At 51.9% G+C, this 24,555-nt stretch carries 17 protein-coding genes and 2 pseudogenes; 14 read left to right on the top strand and 5 right to left on the bottom strand.

Translation table 11 applies throughout. The features are described 5' to 3' along the window. Positions 1–34 precede the first annotated feature (34 nt). The 4 genes from ABD796_RS34120 to ABD796_RS34135 all read left to right on the top strand — a co-directional run bounded on the left by ABD796_RS34120 (position 35) and on the right by ABD796_RS34135 (position 7,198). Complete coding sequence (locus ABD796_RS34120; RefSeq protein WP_344916985.1) at positions 35–3,094, top strand: right-handed parallel beta-helix repeat-containing protein; 3,060 nt, start codon at positions 35–37, stop codon at positions 3,092–3,094. Between the two features lie 172 nt (positions 3,095–3,266). After that, the gene (locus tag ABD796_RS34125) at positions 3,267–4,517 is read left to right on the top strand and encodes a mechanosensitive ion channel family protein (protein ID WP_344916988.1); all 1,251 of its coding nucleotides are present in this window, start codon (positions 3,267–3,269) and stop codon (positions 4,515–4,517) included. A 176-nt stretch (positions 4,518–4,693) separates the two neighbouring features. After that, complete coding sequence (wecB, locus tag ABD796_RS34130) at positions 4,694–5,851, top strand: non-hydrolyzing UDP-N-acetylglucosamine 2-epimerase (RefSeq protein ID WP_344916990.1); 1,158 nt, start codon at positions 4,694–4,696, stop codon at positions 5,849–5,851. 114 nt (positions 5,852–5,965) lie between these two features. Beyond that, the gene (locus tag ABD796_RS34135) at positions 5,966–7,198 is read left to right on the top strand and encodes a MerR family transcriptional regulator (RefSeq protein ID WP_344916992.1); all 1,233 of its coding nucleotides are present in this window, start codon (positions 5,966–5,968) and stop codon (positions 7,196–7,198) included. Between the two features lie 104 nt (positions 7,199–7,302). Here the strand turns inward: ABD796_RS34135 and ABD796_RS34140 are convergent, their stop codons facing one another. Then, positions 7,303–8,214, bottom strand: coding sequence for an ArsR/SmtB family transcription factor (locus ABD796_RS34140; RefSeq protein WP_344916995.1), 912 nt, complete (start codon positions 8,212–8,214; stop codon positions 7,303–7,305). Between the two features lie 535 nt (positions 8,215–8,749). Between ABD796_RS34140 and ABD796_RS34145 the strand changes: the two genes are divergently transcribed. Then, the gene (locus ABD796_RS34145) at positions 8,750–9,964 is read left to right on the top strand and encodes an ABC transporter substrate-binding protein (RefSeq protein WP_344916997.1); all 1,215 of its coding nucleotides are present in this window, start codon (positions 8,750–8,752) and stop codon (positions 9,962–9,964) included. A 101-nt stretch (positions 9,965–10,065) separates the two neighbouring features. Further along, positions 10,066–11,829 (top strand): glycoside hydrolase family 2 protein, encoded by a 1,764-nt coding sequence (locus ABD796_RS34150; protein WP_344916999.1) that lies wholly within the window; start codon positions 10,066–10,068, stop codon positions 11,827–11,829. Between the two features lie 95 nt (positions 11,830–11,924). Here the strand turns inward: ABD796_RS34150 and ABD796_RS34155 are convergent, their stop codons facing one another. The 4 genes and pseudogenes from ABD796_RS34155 to ABD796_RS35775 all read right to left on the bottom strand — a co-directional run. Continuing rightward, a complete protein-coding gene (locus tag ABD796_RS34155) occupies positions 11,925–12,056 on the bottom strand; it encodes a hypothetical protein (protein ID WP_344917001.1) in 132 nt (43 codons plus the stop codon). Between the two features lie 38 nt (positions 12,057–12,094). Then, complete coding sequence (locus ABD796_RS34160; RefSeq protein WP_344917003.1) at positions 12,095–12,586, bottom strand: hypothetical protein; 492 nt, start codon at positions 12,584–12,586, stop codon at positions 12,095–12,097. Between the two features lie 38 nt (positions 12,587–12,624). Further along, entirely contained in the window at positions 12,625–12,951 is a 327-nt protein-coding gene (locus ABD796_RS34165) for a hypothetical protein (RefSeq protein WP_344917005.1), read from the bottom strand. A gap of 176 nt (positions 12,952–13,127) precedes the next feature. Beyond that, a pseudogene (locus ABD796_RS35775) lies at positions 13,128–13,334 on the bottom strand (helix-turn-helix domain-containing protein); the annotation flags it as partial. A 283-nt stretch (positions 13,335–13,617) separates the two neighbouring features. On the opposite strand from ABD796_RS35775, the pseudogene ABD796_RS34170 reads away from it, so the two are divergent. The 8 genes and pseudogenes from ABD796_RS34170 to ABD796_RS34205 form a co-directional block, all read left to right on the top strand. Then, positions 13,618–14,127: pseudogene (locus ABD796_RS34170) on the top strand (adenylate kinase family protein); the annotation flags it as partial. Further along, positions 14,063–14,596 (top strand): AAA family ATPase, encoded by a 534-nt coding sequence (locus ABD796_RS34175; protein ID WP_344917007.1) that lies wholly within the window; start codon positions 14,063–14,065, stop codon positions 14,594–14,596. The pseudogene ABD796_RS34170 and the gene ABD796_RS34175, both read left to right, overlap by 65 nt. A 226-nt stretch (positions 14,597–14,822) precedes the next feature. Continuing rightward, complete coding sequence (locus tag ABD796_RS34180; RefSeq protein ID WP_344917009.1) at positions 14,823–16,754, top strand: hypothetical protein; 1,932 nt, start codon at positions 14,823–14,825, stop codon at positions 16,752–16,754. A 279-nt stretch (positions 16,755–17,033) separates the two neighbouring features. Continuing rightward, complete coding sequence (locus ABD796_RS34185; protein WP_344917011.1) at positions 17,034–17,915, top strand: helix-turn-helix domain-containing protein; 882 nt, start codon at positions 17,034–17,036, stop codon at positions 17,913–17,915. A 164-nt stretch (positions 17,916–18,079) separates the two neighbouring features. Continuing rightward, positions 18,080–19,420 carry an ABC transporter substrate-binding protein gene (locus tag ABD796_RS34190; protein WP_344917013.1) on the top strand — a complete coding sequence of 447 codons (1,341 nt, stop codon included), beginning with the start codon at positions 18,080–18,082 and terminating at the stop codon, positions 19,418–19,420. Positions 19,421–19,486: 66 nt separating this feature from the next. After that, positions 19,487–22,060 (top strand): glycosylhydrolase-like jelly roll fold domain-containing protein, encoded by a 2,574-nt coding sequence (locus tag ABD796_RS34195; RefSeq protein ID WP_344917015.1) that lies wholly within the window; start codon positions 19,487–19,489, stop codon positions 22,058–22,060. 384 nt (positions 22,061–22,444) lie between these two features. Continuing rightward, the gene (locus ABD796_RS34200; RefSeq protein ID WP_344917017.1) at positions 22,445–23,710 is read left to right on the top strand and encodes an ABC transporter substrate-binding protein; all 1,266 of its coding nucleotides are present in this window, start codon (positions 22,445–22,447) and stop codon (positions 23,708–23,710) included. 80 nt (positions 23,711–23,790) lie between these two features. Continuing rightward, on the top strand, positions 23,791–24,516 hold the full coding sequence (locus tag ABD796_RS34205) for a ThuA domain-containing protein (protein WP_344917019.1): 726 nt from the start codon (positions 23,791–23,793) through the stop codon (positions 24,514–24,516). The last annotated feature ends 39 nt before the right edge of the window (positions 24,517–24,555 follow it).

Raw genomic sequence — 24,555 nt, forward strand, 5'->3', positions numbered from 1 at the left:
ATACATTTACCCCATGTGAGGAGGAGGAAACGATATGGACGGAAATCCAAGCAATCAGACGGCGGTCATGATGGTCGCCTCCGCAGTGCTCCAAAGTTCGGGCTTGACCGCAATACCGGACGGGGCCGTAGAAGCATCTCAGGGAGCCGTCTATTACGTTTCGCCAGGCGGCAGCGACAGCAATCCCGGGACCTGCAGCAGTCCTTTCGCTACTTTGGAAAAGGCGAGGGACGTCATACGAGCACTTAAGCAATCGAACGGCTTGCCCGTAGGCGGCGTCACTGTATATTTGCGGGAAGGCTTGTATTCGCGTACGGAGACGTTTCTGCTGGAAGCGGACGATTCCGGAGCAGAGGACAAGCCGGTCGTGTACCGCGGCTGCAGCGGCGAGAAAGCGGTTGTGTCGGGTGGCGTCGATCTGGACGGGGCTGCGTTTCAGCCGGTAACCGATACGGCGATTCGCAACCGATTGCCGCAGGAAGCGCGGGATCACGTTTTGCAAATCGATTTGAAGGCCCAAGGCATAACCGACTTCGGCTCCATACTGCGTTACGGCTTCGGTCTGCCGATCGTGACGCCGGCCCCCGAGCTGTTTTTCGACGATAAGCCGATGACGCTGGCTCGCTGGCCGAATGACGATTATGTCGAGATCGGCACCGTGATCGACCCGGGCTCCAATCCGAGAGAAGGAGATACGTCCAAACGCGGAGCCACGTTCGGTTATTCCGATCCGCGTCCGCAGCGATGGTCGCAGGCAAACGACGTATGGATGTTCGGTTATTGGTTCTGGGACTGGGCGGACGGCACGTTGAAGGTGGATCAAATCGACACCGCGAACGAACAAGTAAAGACCGATCAGCCGAGCGTGTATTCGGTCAAATCGGGTCAGCGCTATTACTACTTCAATTTGCTAGAAGAGATCGATTCGCCTGGAGAGTGGTACTTGGATCGCGAAAGCGGATTCTTATATGTGTACCCGCCGGCTCCGCCGCAAACGGGGACATTCCGGCTATCGCTGCTGGATCAGCCGCTTATTGCAATGAACAACGTATCGAATGTCTCGTTCGAGAATGTGACGCTGGACGCAACGCGAACGACCGGCATTACGATGACAGGCGGGGCGAGCAATCGCGTTTCCGGCTCGGTCTTGCGTAATATGGGCCACTACGCGGCGGTCATCAACGGAGGAAACGGGCACTCGATCGCGAACAGCGAAATATACAATACCGGCTTTGGCGGCATTTCGGTGAGCGGGGGGGATCGGGCGACGCTCGTCCCGGGCGGACATGCCGTCGTGAATAACGATATCCACCATTACAGCCGTCTGAGAAAAACCGGAAGTCCCGCCATCTCCATCAGCGGGGTCGGCAATCGGGCAGCCCACAACGATATACACGACGCGCCCCACAGCGCTATCGACCTGACCGGCAACAATCATGTGATCGAATACAATCGAATCGACAAGGTGCTGACCGAAACGAGCGATGCCGGGGCCATCTATATGGGGCGCGATTGGTCTGCACAAGGCAACGTCATCCGTTACAACTATCTCGGCAATTTGCGCAACGGGCTGGGAGGGTTCGGCCAAAACGGCATTTATCTCGACGATATGGCCAGCGGGACACTGGTCTACGGCAACATTATCAATAAGGCTGACCGCGGATTTCTGATCGGCGGCGGGCGGAATAACGTGATCGACAACAATCTGATCGTTGAAAATCGATTGGGCGGAAATCTCGACGAGCGCGGCTTGAACTGGGCAAGCGCAGCTTGCGCGCCGGGAGGCATACTGTGGCAAAATCTGGCGAATGTTCCTTATACGTCCGAGCCATGGGCTTCGCGGTATCCGAATCTTTTGACGATTCAGCAGGACGTTCCGTGCATCCCGGCCTACAACTCCCTGCAGCGCAATGTTGTTGTCAGCAGTGCGCAGATGAACGTGGCCCCGACCGTATACAGGTACGGCTATGTCGGGAACAACGGCGTGACGTGGGAACCGGTACGGTTCGTCAACGAGCCGAGGGAACAATTCCGCTGGAGCGAGCACGAGTCCGTCGTTTCCAGCGTACACGGCTTTCAACCGCTGCCCTTCGAGAAAATGGGGCGCTATGATGTTTCCGAGCCGTTATCGCGTCTGACGAGTCTTATCCGGCAATTTGCGGAAACCGGCGAATGGGAAGGGCCGTCTATCCCGCTAACGTCCTTACCGCCTGCAGCGAAGTCGTTGCTGCAGAAGGAAGCGAAGACGCTCGTCGAGCTGTGGAGCGGACGCCCGAAGCTCGCCGCCATTCGATTGATCGCGCCGAAGCCAAACCTTGCCATCGGCGATCGCACCAGATTGACCGTAATGGGCGACTCGTACGCCGGGCAGTATATCGATTTGTTCGGAGTCCTCTCGTTCCGGTCGACCGATCCGCAAGTCGCATCAGTCGATTCTTTCGGAACCGTCTCCGCCTTGTCTGTGGGTGTAACAACGATCGTAGCATCCGTCGCAACGGAAGAAGGCACGATTAGCCGAACGATCGGGATAACGGTACAGACCAGCCCGGCGTACCCGGTCGAAATATTCCGCGACGATTTCGAGAACGGCTTCGGGAACTGGAAATCTCCGCTTGGATCGCCGGTGAGCAGCTCGGTACAAGCGTACAGAGGGAGCAAGAGCTTCTTCGTAAATCAGGACATGGTCCGGATTACCCGCGGTTTGTTCGGACCGCTGGAACGGTCCGTCGTGACGATGATGGTGTACGATGACGCCGCGCGGCCCTTCGTCTCCGTAGGCAGTCTCGAGAACGGCTCGCAGCAATGCACGATCGGCATCAACATGCTTCAGTCGACGACCCATTATGTATACCGTATCGACTCGGAGTGGGGCTTATCCAACGTACCTCGGACGACCGGCTGGCACCAGTTGAAATGGGACTTCCGGTTCGACGACAAGGTGAACATGTACATCGACGATATTCTGATCGCCTCCGCATCCGGCATGAATGCGTTCCGCACGATTGCCATAGGCGATTTCTGGGAAGGCAACCCGATTGCCGACAATTTCTTCGACGATGTGTCCGTCCAGTGGTACGGACCGTCTTCTCCGTGAGGCGATTGTAAGGCGCAATCGCCGCCAATCCAGTGATTATCGTTTTCTAGGCAAAGAAGCGGGGCATTGCGCCTCCTCTTTGCCTATTTTTTTCTTCGTTCAGGCATGTGTCTCCATAATCCGGATGCTATAATATAACAAGATCACGTTTATAACACCTAAGGAGAAGGATATGGAGTTTATTCACAACTTGCTGGTTGAACGGGGAATGGCCGAGCCCTATGCGACATATTTGTCCAATACGATCATGTCTGTGCTTCTTATCGGCCTAAGCGTCGCCGCGAATTTCGTGGCGAAAAAGATTGTGCTGAAAATCATCACCTCGATTATTACGAAACATCGATTTGCCTGGGGACATGTGCTTTTGAAACGAAAGGTGTTCCAAAAGCTCTCCCATATTGCACCGGCTCTCATTATTTATTATTTCGCGTCGATCTTCCCCAACTACCAAGCTATTATCGAGAAGGGCGTCGATATTTACATTATCGTGGTGGGCATGATGGTGATCGACGCATTCCTGAACGCATGCAACGATATTTACAACACCTTTGAAATTTCCAAAATAAAGCCGATTCGCGGCTATATCCAAGTCATTACCATCTTTGTCTTCGTCATCGGAGGCATTATTATCATCGCCAACCTGATCGGCGAAAGTCCTCTCATCTTGCTGAGCGGCCTCGGCGCTTTGTCCGCAGTCCTTATGCTTATATTCAAGGATTCGATCTTGGGGCTGGTCGCCAGCGTGCAGCTCTCGTCCAACGACATGGTACGCGTGGGAGACTGGATCGAAATGCCGAAATATAACGCCGATGGCGATGTGATCGATATTTCGCTCAACACCGTAAAGGTGATGAACTTCGACAAAACGATTACAACCATTCCCAGCTATGCGCTCATCTCCGATTCGTTCCGCAATTGGCGGGGCATGAGGCAATCCGGCGGTCGGCGCATTAAACGTTCCGTCTTGATCGATAAAAGCAGCATCTGTTTTTGTACTGACGAGATGCTTGAACGATTCCGAAGAATTCACTACTTGACCGACTATATCGAAAGCAGGGAGCAGGAAATCGCAGCGTACAATGCCCTCAATCGGATAGACAAGGCCATGGAAGTAAACGGACGCCAGCTGACGAACATCGGCGTTTTCCGCATCTATATGAAATATTATTTGCAGCAGCATCCGCATATTCATCAAGGCATGACGCTGCTCGTGCGGCAGCTGGCGCCGGTTGAAAACGGATTGCCTCTGGAAATATACGCATTTGTAAACGATACGGACTGGGGAGTCTATGAGTCGGTTCAGGCCGATATTTTCGATCATATTTTCGCCGCAATCCCGTCTTTCGGCTTGCGCGTATTCCAGAACCCGACCGGACACGATCTGAAGCAGGTGGTGCGAGCGGAAGTGATGTCGGGCAGATAAACCGAAGAGGTCAGCCGGAAATCACCGGTTGGCCTCTTCTTTTTGAAGGTGAAGCGGCCGTTCTGGTCAGCAGAGCCACACTGCAAAAAAGACGAGACTTTCGTCATTTTCCCCTTGCAAGTGACGTAAGGTCATCTTTTACTCTTGTTGTATCACAAGCACAGGGGGAATGCAGAATGGCCGCACGTAAAAAAATAATGGTGATTTATGGGACGCGTCCGGAGGCGACAAAAATGAATCCAGTCGTCCAAGAACTAAACAAACATCCGCAATGGTTCGAAACGAAAGTGATTGTTACAGGACAGCATAGACAGCAGCTTGATCAAGCGCTCGCGCATTCCGGGATACAACCTGACGTCGATCTGAACCTCATGAAAGAAAACCAAACGCTTGCCTACCTTACATCGGCGGCAATTAGCGGCTTGGATCAGGTTATTCGCGAAGAAAAACCGGATTTTATCTTGGTACACGGCGATACTCAAACGGCAATGTGCGGAGGGATGGTTGCGTTCTTCCATAAAATCCCGACCGGACATATTGAGGCAGGCTTGCGTTCCCACAACAAATACTCGCCTTGGCTGGAAGAGGCGAATCGAAAAATCATTGACGTCGTTTCGGACTTTTTGTTTGCTCCCACGTCTACTAGTAAAGAGAATCTGCTCCGAGAAGGCTACAATGATCAAGATATCTATATCACCGGACAAACGGCGATTGATGCAGCAATAATGACAACTCGTTCTGATTACCGATTCAGCGAAACTAGGTTAAATCGCCTTGTCAAACAAAAGAGGAAAATCATAACGATGACCGCTCATCGTAAAGAAAACTATGGAGAACCCATGCGCCGAATGTTCCGAGCCATTCGACGCATTGCTGACGAAAACCCGGATGTATCGGTTATTTATCCCATGCATTTAAGTCCGATCGTTCGGGAAACCGCGAGTCAACTATTGTCGGGTCACGAAAGAATCCATTTGCTTGAACCCCTATCCTATCCGGATATGATTCATTTGTTGTCCCGCTCTTTTCTCGTACTGAGTGATTCGGGAGGGCTTCAGGAAGAAACCCCCGTATTTCGCGTCCCGCTCGTGCTCATGCGCGATACAACGGAACGGCCTGAGGCTGTTGCTGCAAATACGGCTTATCTGGCCGGGACGGAAGAGGAGTCCATCTATGGGGTTACAACGAGACTGCTTACGGATAAGACTTTCTACAATTCCATGTCAAACGCCATGAATCCATTTGGCGACGGGCTTGCCTCAAAACGCATTGTACAGATTATCGCCCGCTATTTTGGATTCGTCTCCGAGCTCCCGAAACCATTTCATGGATAACCATTCCAAAAAAGGAGTTCAAAACAACCTGTTTGAAGCGGCAAGGCCATCCTTTTCGGAAAGCAACGGGCTTCAATCATTCGTTCAATTTATATAATTGGGGGTCAAAATGGAATGCTGCAGCGAGAAGAATGGATGACCGCAGGACAATTCGCGGACAAGGCCGGAGTAACGATCCGCACGGTGCGGTTTTACGATAAAGTGGGACTCTTACATCCGAGTCATAGGACCGACTCCGGGCATCGGTACTACACAAAGAGGGATTTGGCTCGACTGCAAAGAATTTTAACGCTCAAGTATATCGGCTTGACCATTGACGAGATTGGGAGAATCGTACACCGTGATGGGCATGAGGAGGATTTGAAAGAATCTTTGCGAATGCAGAGCACGATTATTGGCCAAAAGATGGAGCATCTCCGCCTGGTCCAAAAGACGGTAAAAGAGACGCTTTCCCTATTGGAAGGTTTAGATCGAGTGGAGCTGGAAAGGCAAAGTCGGAAAGAAGCGTACGGTGAAAGCAGTCCCGCGTGGGAGTTATTTGCTTCTATTATCCGCGTTGTGAATCAAGAGTACGAAAATGCATTCAATCTGCAAACGAGAATTCGACTACACGACGAGTTTAGTGTAAATCCATACAAATGGCATCATTGGCTTTTTGATCAATTGGTCGTTCCGGAACATTGCACAATCCTTGAATTGGGCTGCGGGGACGGAACGTTGTGGGAACGCAATGCAGACCGGATACCGGAAGGCTGGGACGTTACGCTGACAGACCTGTCGGAAGGGATGTTAAATGACGCCAAGGAAGGGCTAAAGCATCGCGTACCTTCTGATCAATTTCGATTCATCCCGGCTGACGCGCGCTCGATCCCGTTTCCGGACGCAAGCTTTGATGTCGTACTGGCCAATCATATGCTCTATCATGTAAGCGAACGACACCAATCTTTGAAAGAAATTCGGCGTGTTTTGAAGCCCGGCGGCCTGCTGTTCGCGTCCACGATGGGGATGCGTCATATGCATGAAGTCAAAGGATTTTTAAGCGAAATAAATCCCAATTATGATTTTGGACGTCAAGATTTCGCCTGCGAGTTCGGTTTGGAGAACGGAAGCGATCAACTGGACGCAGCAGGCTTCGCCGATATCCGTTTACAACGATATGAGGATGGGCTGCAAGTAACGGATGCAAAGCCGCTCATCGCTTATATACGAACAACTCCCGGAGGACGAGAAAATCTGACTGACAACCGCTTGTCTAAACTGGAGGCCATGCTGAACGAAACGATCCATGCGGATGGCGGGATTCCAATAACCAAGGAGGTCGGCCTATTTGTAGCATTTCGCAAATAGCCGTGGTCCTTTTTAAACATGTAGTAAAAAAGCAGAAACAACGAGGTGAGGAGTACGGTGCTCCTTACCTCGTTCTAAAGATAAAATATGCCCGGTTTAGAGATCTAAACCGCAACCGTTACTCGAATGTCTTGCGGATAGTTGCCGAAGTTTTTGCCAAAAAGGCTGACTCCTCCACTATTCGCACCGGAACCAGGTTCGGGACAACTGATTCGAAAGAGCAGCTCCTGTCCTGGTTTTATGTTCAGCTGATGAATTCGAACGTCCGAAAATCGCACTCCATCGATAAAGGTACCTTCATCGGTAACGGAGAGGACCTTAAGAAGTCCGTATTGGGTATCGACCCACCAATCGGGTGTGTATTGTCCGCGCTTGCTGCCAAAATCCCCCGGGCAGGTCCAGGTAGCCACATCCATGTTATTGATAGAAAATGTAATATCCGACGGATAATTTTCGTTATAATAAGGCGCTTCGGAACAAATCTCCAAAGAAATGGTCAAGCATGATGCGGTTTCTTGTCCCACCAAATAATTCGGAATCCGATATTCGACAAAGCCAATTGCAAACCAGAGGTGCTCTGCCGTTGTGCGCTCGGGATCGTCGAAATAACGAGGGTCGTCCATCATGCCGATTCGCTTGACGGAGGACGCCAAGCCGCAGGTTGGCTGCACCTTATACCGGATGTACTGTCCGACCGGCAGGTCGACCGTAAATCCGGACTGGCTGCGCGGTTTTTCCTCCTCGACCGTTCGGAGCACTAACGTCATCTTGTCCACATTCAAGGAACAGCGCTTCTGCGTACCTCGTTTTCCTACCGTATTCTCCGTAAAAACAATCTTTGCTTCCTCCAGCTTTTGGATATGCTTGGTAATGATGGCTGATGACAAGCCTAATGCCTCAGCAAGCTCTCCAATGTTATAAGGCTTCTCATTCAGCAATTCGATGATCCGAACTCTCGTTTCGGAAGAAAAGCACTCCAGCACGTTCATATTCCTCGTGGTCACGTCGATTATCATTCGGCACGCTCCTAACTTATCCAATTGTATAACTTGATTGTTAATTAGTCAACGGGATCCGTACATGTATCCAAATCATTCGAAGACGCGGATGGGAGACCGCTTTACATAGAAAGTAGGCAATGGATAGTTTCTATCGCCCGAGTTTTATCGAAAAAACCCGGCTCTTAAAATGGGATCGCGTACAGCTTGATAGATTAACCTAAACATTAAATATTGACAAAATGGTGAAGTATACCTATTCTATTAACTATATTGGAATGAAGATAATCATATTATTAATTAGAAGAAGGGGGTGGCTCAAGAAATGATGAGACAGAATGGGAGGGGAAGCCCTTAACTTCGAATTGTGAAAGCGGTTTCCTGTTCTAGTGCAGTAACGAGCACTTCAGCGGCACTGTGTCAAGAATTCATTTAAGTTTATACGGAATAGGGAGGGGTTTAGTTGAAAAGGAAGTTGGTGCTTACTGCCACAGTCTTGGCGTTGCTCCTGAATATCGGCTGCCAAAGTCAAAATAAGCCTGGGGAAAAAAGCATGGATCTATCCGAAGTCAGTAAGGAACCTGTTACGTTAAAGTTTATGGTTGCCCAAGGCTCCTTCACCCCGGAAGAGTTTGAGGAATATTTTGTCCAGCAGGTCAAAAAGAAATATCCGAACATTACCTTGGAAATGGTTAGCGGCAAGCTGGAGGATTGGATCGCAGCGGGCGACGCGCCAGATATTTTGATGGCCGGTTTGCCTGGGATTGCCGCTTTGCAGGAATTGCAAATCATTGAGGATCTGAACCCGTTAATCAAAAAGTTCGGAGTTGATCTGTCCAAGTATGATCCGGTCTCCATTGAAGCCATCAGGAAGTTTGGCGAAAAAGGCGAAATGGTTGCGCTGCCATTTCGAATGAACATCCCTGCTCTCTTCTATAACAAAGACATCTTTGACAAATTCGGAGCCGCTTATCCCAAGGACGGCATGACCTGGGAGGAAACCATCGACTTGTCGCGCAGGGTGACGCGCACGGACGGAGGCGTTCAGTATTTGGGCCTCTACACGGGAGGGGCGGACCGCATGGCGATGGGGCTTACTTTGCCTTATGTGAATAAGCAGACGAACGAAGCCGCGTTGACCACGGACAGTTGGGTGAAGGTGCTGAGCTTGTATAAATCGATTCATGACACTCCGGGATATGTGAAGGACGGCAAAATGCCAAACAACTCGCATTACGTGTTGGTGAAAGATAAAACACTCGCTATGGCGGCCTACTGGGGAGCGGATGTCATCGGCGAAATCGATAAGCTGGTTAAGGGCGGTCAGGAGCTTAATTGGGACATGGCAACCCTTCCCACGTTTGAGAAAGGCAAGGGCAACGCATGGCAGGCGGAAACGCATAACATGTTTGTGACCACGACAAGCAAACATAAGGAGCAAGCTTTTCAAGTGCTGTCGTATGCTGCCGGTGAAGAGGTGCAGAGGTTAATCAATAGAAGAGGAAGAATCACGATATTGAAGAAAACGGAAGAAACGAAGAAAGAGTATGGCGCGGAATTGGAATTCCTGAAGGGGAAAAATACGAATGCGTTCTTCACCCTCCAGCCGGGTATGCATGAGCATACGAAATTTGATTTGAAAGGCAGAAGCATTATTTCGGAAGCGGCCAACGATATGGTCCTGAAAGGGGTCGATGTCAATACCGCCTTGCGGAATGCGCAGGATAAACTTAACCAGTATATCAAGGAGCAAACGGCACCCCGTTAATCTTGTAGAGGAGGTAACGGACGAATAAAAAGCTTCGCACTGTATGTAATCACTGCATTAACGAACCGAACTAACCTAACATAAAGAGTGGAGAGAACGATATGACAACAAAGAAATATGTGAAAAATTATCCGAGACCTCAGTTCGTGAGAGATAACTGGGTCGATCTGAACGGCGAATGGCGCTTCGGCTTCGATGATGCGGATGCCGGCGAAGCGGCGGGGTGGCAGCGGGACTTCGGCGGCGACACTAGCATTATCGTCCCGTTCACTTACGAGACGAAGGCGGGCGGCATCGGCGAAGAAGCCCATCGTCCGATCGTCTGGTACAACAGACAGCTTGATATTCCTGCGGAAGCAAGCGGCAAGCGAATACTGCTGCATTTTCAAGCCATCGACTATATGGCGAAAGTATGGGTAAACGGGGAATACGTCGGAAGGCATCAGGGCGGTTATACGGCATTTACGTTCGACATTACGCCTTACGTGACGTTCGGGAGCTCGAACGAGCTAACGGTCAAGGTGAACGACAGCAAGGACGCTACTCAGCCGCGCGGCAAGCAGCGCTGGATAGATGATAACTTCGACTGCTTCTATGTGCAGACGACGGGCATTTGGCAATCCGTTTGGCTGGAATATGTCGAGCGGGAATACGTCGATGCGGTGAAGATAACGCCGGATCTCGACGCCTCAACCGTTCGCTTCGACTACCAAGTCAAAGGCGACGTACTCGCCGGGAGCAAGCTTCGGCTGGAAACGGTCATCAGTATGAAGGACCGTCAGGTCAAGCAGACAAGCCTTGCGATCGACCGCCCTTGGCTTACGCTGGAGGTCGATCTCATTCACGAAATGAGCGGACCGTGGAAGCGAAGCCACTGGGGGCCAGGGCATCCGAATTTGTACGATGTGGAGTTTATTTTGTACCGGGACGACATCGAGATTGACCACGTCTACTCCTATTTCGGCATGCGGAAGATATCGATCGAGAAAGGCCGGATTCTGCTTAACAATGTGCCGATCTATCAGCGTCTGCTGCTGGATCAAGGCTATTGGACGGATAGCCATTTGACGCCTCCCTCCGAGGAAGCTTTGATCGAAGACATCGATCTCGTACTGAAGATGGGGTATAACGGCGTCCGCAAGCATATGAAGATAGAGGACGCCCGATTCCTGTATTGGTGCGATGTCAAAGGCGTGCTGGTATGGTCCGAGATGGCCGCCACCTTTGAATTCAACGACCAAGCGGTGCAAAATTTTACGACGGAGTGGATGGAGATCGTCCGCCAGCAGGTTAACCATCCTTCCATTATTACGTGGGTTCCTTTCAACGAATCGTGGGGGATCCAGAGCATTTTCAAGGACCGCAGGCAGCAGAAGTTCACGGAGGCGATTTATCATTTAACGAAGGCGTTCGATCCGAGCCGCCCGGTCGTGACGAACGACGGCTGGGAGCATACGGTATCCGATATATTGACGCTGCACGATTATTCGGAAACGAAGCAGCAGCTCCTGAAGCACTTTGCGGATAAGGACCAATTCGTAAACAACGACAAGTCGTTCAACAACTTTAAATACGCTTTTGCGGACGGCTATAGCTACAAGGGGCAGCCGATTATTATAAGCGAATTCGGCGGCATCGCCTTCAAATCCGACAAAGGCTGGGGCTATGGGGAGCAGGTCCATTCGGAAGAGGCGTTCCTCGAACGGTTCCGCGGCATTCACGAGGCGATCAAAGCGACGGATTATATCGTCGGCTACTGTTACACGCAAATTACCGACGTTCAGCAAGAAGTGAACGGGCTTTTGACCGAGGAGCGCAAGCCGAAGGTTCCGATTGAAAAGATTCGGGAGATTAATCTTTCTTGACGATATACGGTTAAAAAAGCGCTGGAGTCGATTTTTATCGGCTGCCGGCGTTTTTTATGCTCAAATCGAGTGTCAGTTCTGCTTGCAGCAAACGATCAAGCGCTTCCCGCAGCCTGCTCCGCTCGTCCGCCGACCGTCCCTCCCGAAAGGCGCTGCCGTTCATCCTGACGCCGTTGAAACGGGAAAAAGCTTGCAGCGAACGGATCGAGCCCGCCGCTAACAGCCACGAAGGCTCTCGCCCCAGCTTAGGGACAAGAGCCTTCGATCAACCCCCTTTTCCATGATTCGTAATAAATCTGGCATCCAACTCCGGAATGGAAACAACCATTTTAAGTGTACTATCATAAGTATATAGCCCTTTCGAAACGCCCCAAAGGGTGATGAGATCGTTTTCCAATATCCGTTCCTCATCTCTGGTGCGCACATAGTTCACATAGATCGTGTCATTCCAGACCAATCGATCTTTCGATACGCTCACCAGGAGCGAGACGATATTTCCACTTTCGATGACTTGAACGACTCTGCCTGTAAACGTTACGCGTTTCAAGCGGTGATTGTTCGGATAACGGGTCAGCTCCAAATATGCGATCTGCTCCGTCGAGTTTTTATACTCTTCCGGAGATTCCGCATGAGCGGACGAGAGCATCTTTACGGTTTGCAAGTCTGTCGAATCCTCGGACAAACCGCAAGAAGTCAGCAGAGCTGCAAGGAATAGCGCGCCCAAGGGAACCGCTAAGATCGATCGTACGATTTTCAAAAGTCTCACCTCTCCGACGTCAAGCCGTTTTATCGCCTTCAATTCTTCCAATATTTCTCTTCAAGCCTGCCGTTGATGAAACGAAGAACGATTTGCGGAGGATCGAAAAACGTTCGGAACGTTCTGCGAAACTTCTCCCTATATTCGTACTCTTGTTTGGAGTACAAAGTGGTCGTTTTGTCGCTCGTCAAGTAACCCGGTTTCTCTGCGATTTCAACCGCTTCTTCCACCGTCATGCCTATTTCAAGCAGACTGTACTGTTCGAGTGTGATTTTGGGATACCGCTTGTTGCTTAAATAAATGGGAAGAACAATTGCACTAGCTACAACCAGTATAACGACGAACAAAATAAGCCAGCCTTTCATTTACTTCGCTCCTTCAGCTTGGAATTGTCTGGAATACTTGTACGACAAATATCGCGGAAAGTTTCAGATGGGTGACGGGAAAACAGTACTCTATCACATCGGTTCATGGTGAAAGTTTAAGACAATGCGTGCAAGAAGATTACTGTTATCAATCTGTTTGATAATTAGCGTTGCGGTTATAAGATAGATTGACGGTCTGTCTGTATTCGCATGGCGAGACGCCGAGTTGTTTTTTTGAAAAGGCTGTTTAAAAATGGTGTGTGCGTATATCCGACCGATTCCGAAATTTCGGTTATCTTGCGGTTGGTCTGTAAAAGCAGGCGGCAAGCAGCCTCGATCCGCAGTCGTTGAATAAATTGCGTCACAGGCATACTCGTATGCTTCGTGAAAAGACGCTAGAACTGCCGCTCACCTATGCCGAGACGGTTAGCTAGCTCTTCGACCGTAATTGGGCCACAGTAGTGCTGCCTCAACCAATCCACAATGCCGTAGGCAGATCCCTTTCCCATTTCACTTGGCCATTTCATAGGAAGTGATTTCGTTCTTTTGCGGGGAGGGAATTCCCTTAATTAATTTTATCCAGGGAGGCTTAAATGAACATTATTCTACTTGGTTTGCCCGGGGCTGGGAAGGAACTCAGGCTAGAGTCATCGTAGAAAATCAGAGTATTCCGCAATCTCCACAGGGGACTTATTTAGAAAAGCATATAAGGCAAAGACAGCGCTTGGAGTACTAGCAAACGGGTACATGAGTAAGGGCGAACTGGTCCCCGATGATGTGACAATTGAAATTGCACAACAAAGACTAGAAGATTCCGATTGCAGTAAAGGTTTTTTGCTCGACGGATTTCCACGGAACACAGTACAAGCAGAAGCGCTGGAAAAGCACCTAGCCTCAGGTTCGAAAAAAATTGATCATGTCATCTATGTAGAAACAGATACGGGTACACTTTTGAAGCGTTTAACCGGAAGGCGGGTTTGTCCGGGTTGCGGGGAGTCGTTCCATCTAGTCAGTAATCCGCCAATAGTAATTGATCGTTGTGATTCATGCAATGAAAGCCTTATACAGCGCGAAGATGATCGAGAAGAAACAAGGAAGGTGTGGAAAGTTGATGATCCAATTGAACAAGGACGCTCCGAGAAAAATACATATTATAGGCTCTGTTGGGAGTGGTAAAACCACTTTAGCTAGAAACCTATCTATGAAAATGAAAATTCCACATTACGAATTGGATAATGTGGTGTGGAAGCGAAGTAAACCAAGCGACACGAAAAGAACGGATGAAGAACGAGATCAAATTTTGAGCAAAATGGTTCAGTCGGATGCTTGGATTATTGAGGGTGCTCATTACAACGATTGGGTGATACCGAGTTTTAATCATGCTGATGTCATTCTATTTTTAGATACGGATTATTCCAAACGCAAATATCGAATAGTCAGAAGATTTATTTTGCAGCTACTCAAAATAGAAAAATCAAACTATAAACCATCCTTTAAAATATTTAGGAACATGTTTATTTGGAATGATCATTTCGAAAGACGAATTAAGCCAAAATTGTTAGAAAAATTGAGACTTTATGATTCCAAGGCCATAACGTTAAAGGATAATATTGAAATTATCAACTCAGCTTTTGGAATTCTGTGATGAAAACTGGGAATTTCAACGAGGCTGCCGATATCGGCGGCCTTGCTGCGTTAACGGGTAGCTTATCATTTTATAGAGTTGCCGGCTGAACCTGTGGAAGACCGGATTGCCTTGTGCAAAGTCCATATCGCCAATGGTCAGAAAGGGAACTGCTGCGATAGGCTATTGATATGCAAGCGCTTACGTGTGCCGATGAATCTTATCTTTTATTAGGAGGGAAATAACAATGGAAAGCAAAAAGTTAAGTCGTCGTACGCTGCTTAGTACGATGGGGATTGCAGGAGGCGCAATGTTGGCAGGGAGGATGATGCCGCTTGGTCGCGCCGAAGCGGCAGGTTCCGCGAGTATGCTGTATATCGGCACGGTTGCGCAGATGGTGCTGCTTGCCAGTGTGGAAGAAGGGCAATGGGTCCGGACAAACGGATATTATATCGAAGGCGACGGCGGAGGTGCAAAGTATCGCATTACGGCGAGTACGAGCTACGCGGGGACCCCGGACGGGTATGTGGATCATGCGTTAAGTGCAGCGGGAAAGGTCGCCGTGATGGACCTGTCGAACGGCATCGATATGAAGCAAATCGGCGTCCAGTCCGGCGTCGACGGCACGGCTCGCGTTCGCGCCGCGTATGCCAAGAACGCGAAAATGTACACGTACACGGGAGATATGGCGCCGATCATCGATTGCGACGATCCGAACTATCCGGCGTCCAAATTTTCAGGCGGCATCTTCCCGCCAAGCTTCAGCTACCATCGGTTTGACGGGCAGTTCCGCTTTCAGGCGAAAGGGAGCGCAAACGGGGAATACGTGCTGTTTAATTTTTACGGCCGCGAGCATGTGACGATGGTTCGCCCATGGGTGGTAGGAGATGTGGGCACGACGCATACGGGTACGACCGGCGAATGGGGCTTCGGGTTTTACCTTGTTTCCGGTGCGAAGCATATTACGATCCAAGACGGATTGGCGGAGAAGTTTTGGGGCGACGGCTATTACGTCGGGATTCACCCCTCGTATCCGAACGAGGCGATCTCGGAGCATATTACGCTGGAGAACTGTATTGCCGATTCCAACCGAAGACAAGGCTTGTCGATTACAGCAGTGCGCTGTTGCCGCGTGATTGGCGGGGAGTATCGCAATACAGGGAACATTGCCTGGACAGGCCCGGCGTTCGGCATCGATATTGAGCCGAATGCCCAGGCAAAGGCTTATGTCGATGTGTCTCTGATCGATGTGACGACACGTAACAACAAGATGGGCGGTCTTGAGCTTGTCCCCGGTTTTCTATCCCGTTCCATCGTGGAGGAGCCTTATTTCAATGTGTTCGTCTCGAACTATCGATCCATTGACGACGGTCAGACGGGCGCGATCAAGTTTAACAATCCGGCTCCAGCAAACGCGGCTGAGCTGCAAAAAGCGATCCGTGGACAAATCGTGATCGAGAAGGCAACGGTAGTGCGGCCAAAACGAAAAGGAGTAGAATGGGGCCGCTGGGGCAAACATGCCCCGCATGTCGTCGCTTCGGATATTTTGGTGCAGGACCCGAATGAGGACGGGGTAGCCGGAATCAGCTATACGCAGCAAAGCGCGTTCGTCCTTACCTTGACGGCAGACGATGTCACCAAAGGAATGACGCAGACGGGCCGTATTACTCTTATTCGTCCCCGAGCCCTCGATACGCGTGCAACACCGAAGATGAGGGCTCCGTTCTGGATGCAGACGGCTGCGGGGTCATCCGTTCAGCGTATGACGATTGTGGACGGATTCGGAGAGAACGATCTGGACGGCAACAAAGGATTTGTGCGGGTTAATGAGGCGAGCGGCGTGACCGTTCGCTATACCGGGGATCGTCCGGTAAAGCTGCTGGATTCTCCGCTTGTCTGTGCAACGGGCATATGGGCAGGATACGAGCTGCGTCTGCCAGAGACCGCGACGGGCGTACTCGATGTCGAATTGCCTGCTTCGACGGTATCGCTTGGTTTGACGTATACGATTGTCAATGCCTCCCAGGCGGGTGGCCAAGTACGGATCAAAGCATCCGGGGCGGATCAACTAAAGGCGAACGGTACAGCAGCCGCGACGCAATGGATCGTCGAGCCGCAGGAGGCGTATTCCGCCGGCGCGCACATGGCCGGCGTATGGTCCCTTTCCGATACGATCTGATACGACGCCGCGAGCTGCATAAACCGCGGCATACCGATTCGGCAACAGAGCTGTCTCCATCGGTCATCGTACATGACGAGGAGACAGCTTTGTGCGCCGCGGCTGTTCCTACCGACCTGGCAGACACATGCCGGGCGCTCTGAAGAAGGAAGGCCGATCCCTGGAAAAATTATGGTACAATAGACGCAGCGGCAACGAACGAAGATGTCGTACGGCAAGGCTTGAGCGGCGCGGCAGTGCAATGGCGCTGACACCCTGAGGGTAGAGGAGGGACGCCTCATGCAGATTAAAATGATGTCCTATTACAAACATCCTCGCGATTTTCCGTTCTGGATCAAGCGTGCCCGTCACGATAAGCACGACATTCCGGAGCTTCACGGGCATGAATTTGTGGAATTGATCTATGTGGAGTCCGGGCAAGCGACCCATCTGTTTCAGGACATTTCCTATCAGGTGCGGGCAGGCGATATTTTTATTATTAATCCGGGCGAAGTGCATGGTTACGATATCCAGGACGACCAGCAGATCGTCGTGACGAACTGCTTGTTCGATCCGGGGTTTATACCGACTGCGCTGCTGCGCGAATTGCATTTGTCCGATACGCTGGACTTTTTCTATGTGCAGCCTTTTTTGAACAAGGAATCTCGGTTTCACCACAAGCTGAACTTGCGCGGCTCCATCGAAGACGTGGTGCGTTCCAGTCTGAAAGAGCTGCACCAGGAGCTGCTGCAGGCCCGCCCCGGCTACCAGGCGGTCATCCAGCTGCGGATGACGGAGCTCTTCATCCTGCTGTCCCGCTACTATACCGAAGATCAGAGGACGAACGGGGAAAGCCCCTCGAGCGAACTGCTCGTCCAGCGGATGTGCGGCTATGTCGAACGTCACTATGACCAGCGCATTACTTTGTCCACGTTGTCGGAACTGTTCCATATCGGGGTGCGCCAACTGAATCGGTTGTTCCATCGTCACAAAGGATCGACGGTGATTGAGTATGTGCACCGGGTACGCATGGAGAAGGCGAAACGGCTGCTGGTCGATACGGACGAGAAGATGAACGTCGTGTCGGAGATGGTCGGGTACGAGGATGTGGCGTTTTTCAGCAAACTGTTTGCCAGAGTCACGGGTACGACGCCTGGCAAATATCGGGAGCAGCATCGTTGACCGCTACTTATTGTAGTGGTCCATTTTTTTTGATCGGGATAGCAATGACCGAATCGCCATGTCAAAAGTCAGTATAGCCAATGGAGGTTCGTTTGCGCACCCTTTATGATGAATTGGAAGCGCTTCGCAGCATTCAATTCAATGTGTAATGGGGGTAACGAACCATGAGAAAAAAATACCGCGCGATCGTATTTCCTGTCTTGCTCGGCTCGCTCTTGACGGCTTGCTCATCCGGGAACGGAACCGGTCAAGCCGGGGCGAACGAAGGCGGCGTCACGCCGACCCCGCCGGCAAAGCCGGGCGAGCCTGTGGAGTTGATCTTCTACAGCACGTCCGGAGAAGCGGAAGAAAGCTTCAACGGGAAGTTCGGGGATACGATCCGGGCCAAGTTCCCGGATTACAAAATCTCGTACTTGCGCCAGGAACCGGGCTCCATGATTCCGGAAGTCATTATGACGGGGCGTCGGGTGGACATTGTGTACAACGTCTTCGACTATGTACTCGATCCGCTGCTGAATTCCGGCATCGCCTACGATATGACGGACTTGGCCAAGCAGCACGGCGTCGATCTGACCCGGTTCGAGCCTTCGGTACTGGACGGGATTCGCCGCGCCGGCGACGGCAAGCTATACATGCTGCCGACCAGCCTGCAGGTGCCGATGGTGTATTACAACAAAAACCTGTTCAACAAGTTCGGCGTTCCCTTTCCCAAAGACGGCATGAGCTGGGAGGAGATGAAGGCGACGTCGCAGAAGCTGACGCGCAAGGACGGCGATGTCCAGTACTTGGGTTTTGTCGGCTCACAGCAATATGCCTTGAAAATGACCCCGTTCTCCGATCCTTATTTGGACGAGAAAACCGGCAAATCGACGTTCCAGCGGGAGACGTGGAAAAAACTGATCGAGACGATCTTTATCGATACCGATGCGAACAACGGCATGAAAGACTATGTGATCGCGAAAAAAGCGCTCCCGAACCGTCTGGGCTTCACGAATACGCAAGATGTGGCGATGCTGCATTTCCATTCGGAATTCCCGGCCGCTGTGCCGAAAGACTTGGAGAAAATCGACTGGGATATGGTTGCGCTTCCGACGTTTCCGGAGCTGAAGGGCGTTGGCGGACAGGCGACAGCCGTTGCGATGAGCATTACATCCATGGCCAAAAACAAAGATGCCGCGATGGAAGTAATCAAGTTTCTGACATCCCCGGAGGCGCAGACCGCCAACTCCAAAAAGGGAATGATGTCTGTTCTGAAAGACGAATCGATCCAAAAAGCCTTTGGCAGCGAAAGTCCGTTCAAGGATAAAAACTGGAAAGGTGCTTACTACAACAAGCTGGCGCCGATCTCGTACAAGTCGACGTATGAGCTGCAGGTGGAGCGCGTTTACACGGGAGCAGTATTGGATGCGATCCGCGGCGAGAAGGATCTCAATACCGTGCTTCGCGAAACCGCAGAGAAAGCCGACAAGGTTGTCGACGAGTTAAAGGCCGCCAACAAAAAGTGATCCACATTCCTCATGGTTGACAATCATCCGCCCCGAAGGGATGCAGGATCAAAGGAGATTTTCGATATGCATAACGGTAATAAGCCCGCACTGCTGCACGAGTTCCGACAGCAATTTGTCGACCCGGGTGATGAGTATTCCCCACTGCCGTTCTGGTTCTGGAACGATCAGCTGCATCACGACGAAATTGTGAGACAACTGCGCGATTTTTATGACAAAGGCGTCGCCGGGTGCATTATTCATCCACGCCTCGGCTTATCCGAGTCGATCCCGTATTTGTCGGACATCTATATGGATTATGTGGAGACAGCTGTCCGTGAAGCGGCTAGACTCGGCATGAAAGTGATGCTTTATGACGAAGCGATGTATCCGTCCGGCGCCGCTAACGGCAAGGTTGTCGAAGCTAACCCGGCCTATGCGAGCCGAGCGCTGGCGATGAAGCAGTGGAGCGGTATCGATTCGCGGCTGGAGCAGCCGATCGTGCTGGAAGACGGGGAGACGGCGGTGTCCGCACAGGCGGTGCGGCATCGTCCGGACGGAACGATTGATCTGGCAACGGTCGTGAAACTGGCTGTGGAGCGCAATACGCTGGTGTTCGAGCCGCCGGCTCCGGGAGAATGGTCCGTCCTGTTGTTTGTAGAAACTTGGTCGTTCGGAAAGATCCGCGGCGTTTACGAAGAGCAGGACGACGGCGAGTCGCTTGCGCCCCGCTCAGCGGATTTGCTTAATCCGGATGCAACGGCGATGTTTATTCAATTGACCCATGAAGCGTATTATCGGCGGCTGCACCCGTATTTCGGCGATACGATTATCGCGATGTTTACGGACGAGCCGAACATATTGGGGCGCGGGGCGCGCCCGAATTTGCGACCGTGGACGTACGGCTTCCTGGCTTATGCCGCGGGATTCGGCGTGCAGGAGCATGATCTGGCCGCGTTGTGGCTGGAAGCGGGGGAATGCACAGCGGCGATTCGCGCCTCGTACCAGGCAGCCATTCAGGAACGTATGCTCCAATGCTACTACCGTCCATTGTCGGATTGGTGTGCGGCCCACCGTATTCAATTGACCGGGCATCCGGGACATAGCGATGAAATTGGTTTGCTCGACGTGTTTCAGCTGCCCGGGCAGGACATCGTATGGCGGTATATCGAGCCGGGCGACAACAAGGGGATTACGGGTACGCACAGCACGATGGGCAAATGCAGTTCCGATGCTGCCCGTCATCGCGGCAGACGGCGCAATATGAACGAATGCTTCGGCGCATGCTATCGCGGACCGCACGGCTGGAACTTGCCGGCTGACGACATCAAGTGGTACATGGACTGGTTGTTTGTCCGCGGGGTGAATTTATTGGTGCCGCATGCGTTCTACTATTCGCTGGCCGATTTCCGAAAGCACGAGCGTCCGCCGGACGTCGGACCGAACAGTATCTGGTGGTCACATTACAAGCTATTCAGCGGTTATATGCGCAGGATGAGCTGGCTGATGACGGACAGCTTCAACGTCACGTCTGTCGCGGTATTGTGCGAAGCCGAACGGCTGCCTTGGGAAGCGGCCGTGCCTCTATACGAGCATCAGATCGAGTTCAATTATCTGGAGGAGCAGCTGCTGCACAGGGACTGCCGCATAGAGGATGGTACCATTCGGATAGAGCGGCAGTGCTATACGACGGTAATCCTCGATCAGCCGCATCGGTTTCGGCCCGAGACACGGGATGCGCTGGAGCGGTTTGCGCGAGGCGGCGGTACGGTGCTTGTGCTGGAGCAGAGCGGCACCTATGCGGCGTTTGCGCATTGGGTGCGTCCGGAGGAGCGGATCGAACAGCTGAAATGCTTCGCCGCTCGCCCGATCCGACTGGAAGGAGAGGGATCTGCAGCGATGCGCGTCAGTGTCATTCGCAAGTCGGACAAAACCTGCTACGTGCTGGTGAACGAAGGCGAAGCGCGTTGGGAGGGCAGGGTGACTTTGCGGCAGCGCGGCTATGTAGAACGATGGGAACCGTGGCATGCCGAGACGGTTGCACAGCCGGTCGAACGCTCCGACGCTACGATGATGTCGTTCACCGCTTCCGTCGAGCGGCGCCAGGCCATCGTGTACGTCGTCGACGAATCGCTGCCGCCGCAGGAAGGTCCGACGGAGGCGGCCCCCCGGCTGCTCGAGACGATTCCGCTTTCCGGTCCATGGATCAGACATTTGGTCGCACGGACTATGCCGGATCAACCGGATGCGGAGGCGTCCGGACAGGCCGAGGTTGCCGCAGCGAGTGTGGAAGCGGAACAGCCGGCCGTCTTGCAGGCATTGAGCGATTGGATGACATGGCCGCATATGGCGCATCTGTCTGGGACCGTGCTGTACGAGACCGTTTTTGACTGGAACGTGGACCCGGCTGTTGACCATAGCACGGTTCATCTCGATTTGGGAACGGTTGAGGAGATGGCCGAGGCGGAACTCAACGGCGTTCCGCTAGGCGTCCGGTTTTGGCAGCCCTATGCTTTTCATGATATATCCGCCGCGCTGCGGACGGGCTCGAATACGCTCCGCGTTCGTGTCACGAACAGCTTGGCCAACGGGTATGACAACGCGTTGTTGCCGTCCGGGCTGCTTGGCCCGGTTGTGTTGCAACGGTATGAAAATCGGTAGGAAGCGGCGTCGCCGCAATCCGCTTTGCGGGCGCGTTCGGAAAGACAAAGGATAGAACATGAAAAGCAACGAATCCCAAGAGGCGCATTTCGGCGCCTCTTGGTCGCGTTTTACCGAGTCGGACAAAACTATTTATGCTGATAGTGCTCTCCAAGTTTGGAGAGTTTTTTTGTGTTTAGCCGGGCACATCTTCTATAAGAAAGGGTCATACGAGTCCATGACACGCATTTTTTGGCGAGTTATGGCACCGCATAAGGGTTAGATCGCATTGCCTAAATAAATATATACATTTTGTATTAAAATATACTTTACAGTTTACTAAAGTACATGATATACTCCCCTCGAAAGGGGAATTTATGGAATATCATAAGGGGGATGAAGGAAGTGGGGCTAAGCAAAGGATGGACCGGACTTGCACTGATTTGTGTCGCCGGCATGCTCGCGGCTTGTACAGGTAAGGAGGGGAGCGTCGGGGAGCCGCCGAAGGAGGAGCCGCCGAAGCCGGTAACGATAAAAATTGCCTGGTCGGTGCCCAAGGAGCAGTACAATAAAATTTTGGAGAATCCGTATGTAAAGCAGCACCTCGCACATGTTACCTTTGAATTTATGGGGGCCGGGTTTACCGAGGTGGAGCAAAGCATTGCCGCCGGGGCGGCACCCGACATTATTCAGACGAACGCTTCCCAGCTGCGGAAGTACGGCGAAATGGGATTGATGTACGACATGAACGAGCTGCTGAAACAGCAGAAAGTCAATATGAACCGGTTTGTGGCGGAGGAACTAAACGCCATACGCGAATACGGCACGAAGGGCGAGCTGTACGGCGTGCCGAATGCCATCCCCGAGGACCCGAAAGCGGTCGTTACGCCCTTTGCTCTGGTATACAACAAAGATATTTTTGATCGGTTCGCCACCCCTTATCCGAAGGATAACATGACTTGGGACGATGTCATCGATTTGGCCCGCAAAATGACCCGAACGGACGGTGGCCTCCCATACAAAGGGCTGGATATACATAACGCCCCCCGGTATCTTCCTTTTGCTTACGGCATTTTCTTTACCAATCATGAAGGAAAGGTCGATATCGCCAACCCGGGCTGGGCCGAGGTACTGCGGGTCTACAAGCGGGCGTATGACGAGCAGGACGGGTATTTATCGCCGGGCAGCGGCTACTTGACGGAAAGCTTTCTGAAGACTAAAAATGTGGCCATGTATGCCGGCAACGCGGAGATTTTGGTCGTCGATGCCGACAAATACGAGGGGCAGGTCAATTGGGATTTGGTAACTTACCCGAAATTCGCCAACCGCGAGCTGGTATGGCCGTCCAATCCCGGGCTGTACAGCATTACCCAAACGAGCAAGCATAAAGAAGAAGCGCTTCGGGTCATTACGGCCTTTTTGTCCGACGAGGTGCAGCAGGAAACGTGGAAGATGTGGAAAAACCCAGTGTTTTTGAGCAAGAAGAACTACAAGGCAATTCAAGCGATGAAGCCACTGAAGTATATTGCCAGCCCTTACGATACGATCGGGAACACAGAACTGGCCAAGAAACTGAACGATATGGTAAAGAAAGGAATCGACATCAACACCACCCTGCGTACATGGAAGGAAGAGACGGAGAAGCTGGTGGAGCAGGAGAAGCGGAAATAGTCCAAAGAGAGTATACGACTCGAATGCAATACAAAGCAGGAACAAGCCGCCGGCTGATATGAAAAGGGAGATGACGGATTGTGATTCGCGTAACGGTCTGGAACGAGTATCGCCACGAAAAGGCGAACGAAAAGATTGCCGCCATTTACCCGCAAGGCATCCATGGCGCCATTGCAACGGGCATCGCCGGAGAAGGCGTGCAGATTCGCACCGCCACACTCGACGAGCCCGAGCACGGGCTGACTGGGGACGTGCTCAACGAAACCGACGTGCTGATCTGGTGGGGACACCGGGCGCACGGCGAGGTGTCCGACGAGATAGTTGCCCGCGTACATCAACGCGTATTGCAAGGCATGGGGCTGATCGTTCTGCATTCCGGCCATTTTTCGAAAATTTTCAAAAAGCTGATGGGAACGAGCTGCGACCTGAAATGGCGCGAGCAAGGCGACAAGGAGCGGATTTGGGTAGTCGATCCCGCGCATCCGATCGCCGAAGGGCTCGGCCAGTATTTCGAGATCGAGCATGAGGAAATGTATGGCGAGCATTTCGATATTCCGGCTCCGGACGAGCTGGTGTTCATTAGCTGGTTCGAGGGCGGCGAGGTGTTCCGCAGCGGTTGCACATACCATCGAGGCAACGGCAAAGTGTTTTATTTCCGTCCGGGCCACGAAACCTTTCCGACCTATCACAACAAAGACGTCTTGTGCGTCATCTCCAATGCGGTCCGCTGGGCGGCGCCTCGCCACGGCGTTCGCCAAACCTACGGCAACGTCAAGCCGCTGGAGACGATCAAAAGCGTCCAGTAATTCTCCATCCGGAACGAAAAGGTCAAGTATCTGAACGAT

Origin of the sequence: Paenibacillus hodogayensis (genome assembly GCF_039536325.1) — a bacterium.
Classification (GTDB): Bacteria; Bacillota; Bacilli; order Paenibacillales; family NBRC-103111; genus Paenibacillus_AB; species Paenibacillus_AB hodogayensis.